Source organism: Mycoplasma sp. 4463 (assembly GCF_048381515.1).
Lineage (GTDB): Bacteria > Bacillota_I > Bacilli_A > Mycoplasmatales > Metamycoplasmataceae > Mycoplasmopsis.
Genome location: NZ_JBLWID010000039.1, coordinates 1 through 2,664, shown reverse-complemented (window position 1 = coordinate 2,664; position 2,664 = coordinate 1). Strand labels below are relative to the sequence as shown.

The window sequence follows — 2,664 nt, the reverse complement described above, 5'->3', positions numbered from 1 at the left end:
AATTGAAAAACACCTCAACAATGTTGAGATGCTTTGAGTTTTTTATAAATTGTCTATAAGACTTGTCCTAGTTTAAATTATTAAAAAACACTGTTCATTTTTTGATTTTAATTATCCAGCATAAGGAGCAAATAAAATAAGTGAAATTGCTATATTTATAAGAATAATTCAGAATAGAGAAATTCTTCTTTTAGCGAAGTAATATGAACCTAAAATACCTATTGGTACATAGATTTTTAACAGAATATTTTTGTATCCCACAAAATAATTATTGCTTGTCCATCCTGCATAACCTTTAGAAGATGAATTAAAGAAAATTTCAGGTACATAAATAGAGATGAATAATTGAATCGCAAGAGCAATAATTATTCCTGAAACAATTGGTTTCATAATGATTAACATATTAGCAATGAAAGTATTAGTTTTAAATTTTTTAATATACTTCATTGCAATTACCATAACTATAATAGCTGGTAAGCAGAAAATTACATAAGTTAAGAAAACCGCTATATAACCTCATCATTGACCAGATGCAACTAGGTAACCTGTGAAAAATGCAAATTTAGTTGACACAACACCAGGTGTAGTGTTTGAAATTGCAAACACATTATTGATTGCGTTTTCATCAACATTTGCTCCAAAAACTTGCGCTAAAAAGTTTCACAATCATTGGAATATTGGCATAAAAACTTGACCACCACCAAAGATTGAAAGCGAAATTAAAATTAAAAGAGGCAAGCAAACTAATAAAGCAGTAAGTAGCATTATTTACCTCCTTTTTTAATGAAGGTAATCCCATTTTCCTCAAGTGATTTATTTAATGATTGCTTATTGATAAAGTGCTTTTTATTTACTAAAAAAACTACAGCAAAGACAAATAAGATAATTACAATTGAGAAAATTGGTAAATTGTAAGGCGATGGAACAAACAATGAAACACAAATTGAAAAGAGCATAATAATTAATCAGACTGGTAATTTGAGTGATTGTTTAGATTGCTTTATATATCTTTGTGCAAATGCAATCAGAAAAGCAATAATTGAAACAAGCACACCGACTGAAATTATTTTTAAGTACTCGCTAGGTATATATTTAGTCAAGATAACTAAGAAAATAAATGCAAATATTACGTGAGGTAATATTCCTAATAAAGTAACTAAGGTTCCCTTAAATTTGCCTAAAAGACTTATAGATATATACGAAAGTGTTTGAATAACCGAAGCACCTGGAAGCATATTTGTAACAATTACAATATCATCCATTTCTTCGTTAGTTATTCATTTTTTATTATCAACTGCCTCTTTTTTGATAACTGGTAAAAGGGCATTACCTCCACCGAATCCAATAAAAGTAACTTTGATAATAAATCAAAATAATTCTCAAAAACTAACTTTTTTCTTATTTTTATTCATTATGTCTCCTATTTATTTAGCAATATTTTATAGTTTTTTCAAAATAACTAAACAATAATAAAAAGTTTAATGATTTTTCTCATTAATTTAGATGAATTTAAGAATTTTTAAGATTTTTATGACTATAAAATAAATAAAATGCTATTATATATTTGCATCAGTCGACAGCTGCATTTTATGTAGAGGAAAGTCCGTGCTAACACCATCTGCGATGATGGTAGTGATCGTGCTAGGCCAAATAAGCTTAGGTTATGCATTATGTGTATAAACGACTAGTGCCACAGAGACGAGAAATATGAAACGGGTAAACTCCACGAGTTAGAAACTCAAATTTTGGTAGAGGAATCATTATTTTAGAACTGAATAAAATAATGGAGTGACATTAAGTCATTAGATAAATTGTCGACCTAGACAGAACACGGCTTATAGATGCAAGCATTCAGGCAACTGAATGTTTTTTATTTAATATAAAAAATCCACCAAATGATGGATTAGTTAAATATTTGATTTACTTGTTCTTTGATGTGTTCATCAACGTGATTTGGTTCAGTTTGATTAATTGGAGAAACTTTTGTTCCAAAGTATTTAATTTCTTTCGAATCATTACCTGTTAAGAATTTAAATGTTCCTTTTAATCAATCAGAGTGATTGCCTCAAGTGTATCAACCCTGTGGTGCACCTTGAGTTGAAACTATAACTGTATTTAAGTTAGTTAATAAAGGAATTGCATCACCTTGCTTTGAGTATTTGTAACTAAATGTTTTATTAGCAACTGAAATAGCATCGATGAAATTTTTAACTATGACACTAGGTCCAAAGTTAATCATTGGGTTTGAAATGATTAATAAATCAGTTTCTTTAAGTTTTTGAATTCATTCATCTGTCTCAACATCTGTGTAATAAGTTGTAAATGTTTGCTTAGTTAAAAAATGTTCATTTAGCTTTGTAGTTGATAAGTCCACTCTTTCGATTGATAGATTTTCTTTTGATTTAAGTGCTTCTTCAATGTAATTTAAAATGTTAGTTGAGTATGATTTTTCATTTTGTAAAAGATTTCCATCTAAAATTAATACTTTTTTCATATTTCCCCCTTAATTTTTATAAAAAGTTAATATTTAGTTATTTTTTAGCTTAAAAAATAACTTTTTATATTAGTTATATTTTAGCAAACTTTTAATAATAGGTATGATAAAACACAAAAATAATATAAAAAGTTGGTATTAATTAACAAATACCAACTGTAAAAATTATT

General features: G+C 27.4%; 3 protein-coding genes and 1 other RNA gene. 1 reads left to right on the top strand and 3 read right to left on the bottom strand.

Annotation, left to right across the window (positions count from 1 at the left end):
* Positions 1-111: 111 nt before the first annotated feature.
* Both ACNF36_RS02960 and ACNF36_RS02955 read right to left on the bottom strand, forming a co-directional pair.
* Complete coding sequence (locus ACNF36_RS02960) at positions 112-765, bottom strand: chromate transporter (RefSeq protein ID WP_418303672.1); 654 nt, start codon at positions 763-765, stop codon at positions 112-114.
* Positions 765-1,412, bottom strand: coding sequence for a chromate transporter (locus tag ACNF36_RS02955; RefSeq protein ID WP_257088770.1), 648 nt, complete (start codon positions 1,410-1,412; stop codon positions 765-767). The genes ACNF36_RS02960 and ACNF36_RS02955 overlap by 1 nt, the downstream gene beginning before the upstream one ends.
* A gap of 153 nt (positions 1,413-1,565) precedes the next feature.
* Here ACNF36_RS02955 and rnpB point away from each other — a divergent pair.
* An RNA gene (gene rnpB, locus ACNF36_RS02950) (RNase P RNA component class B) lies at positions 1,566-1,843 on the top strand.
* A 60-nt stretch (positions 1,844-1,903) separates the two neighbouring features.
* On the opposite strand, the gene ACNF36_RS02945 is transcribed toward rnpB, so the two are convergent.
* Entirely contained in the window at positions 1,904-2,494 is a 591-nt protein-coding gene (locus ACNF36_RS02945; protein WP_418303671.1) for an FMN-dependent NADH-azoreductase, read from the bottom strand.
* Between the last annotated feature and the right edge of the window lie 170 nt (positions 2,495-2,664).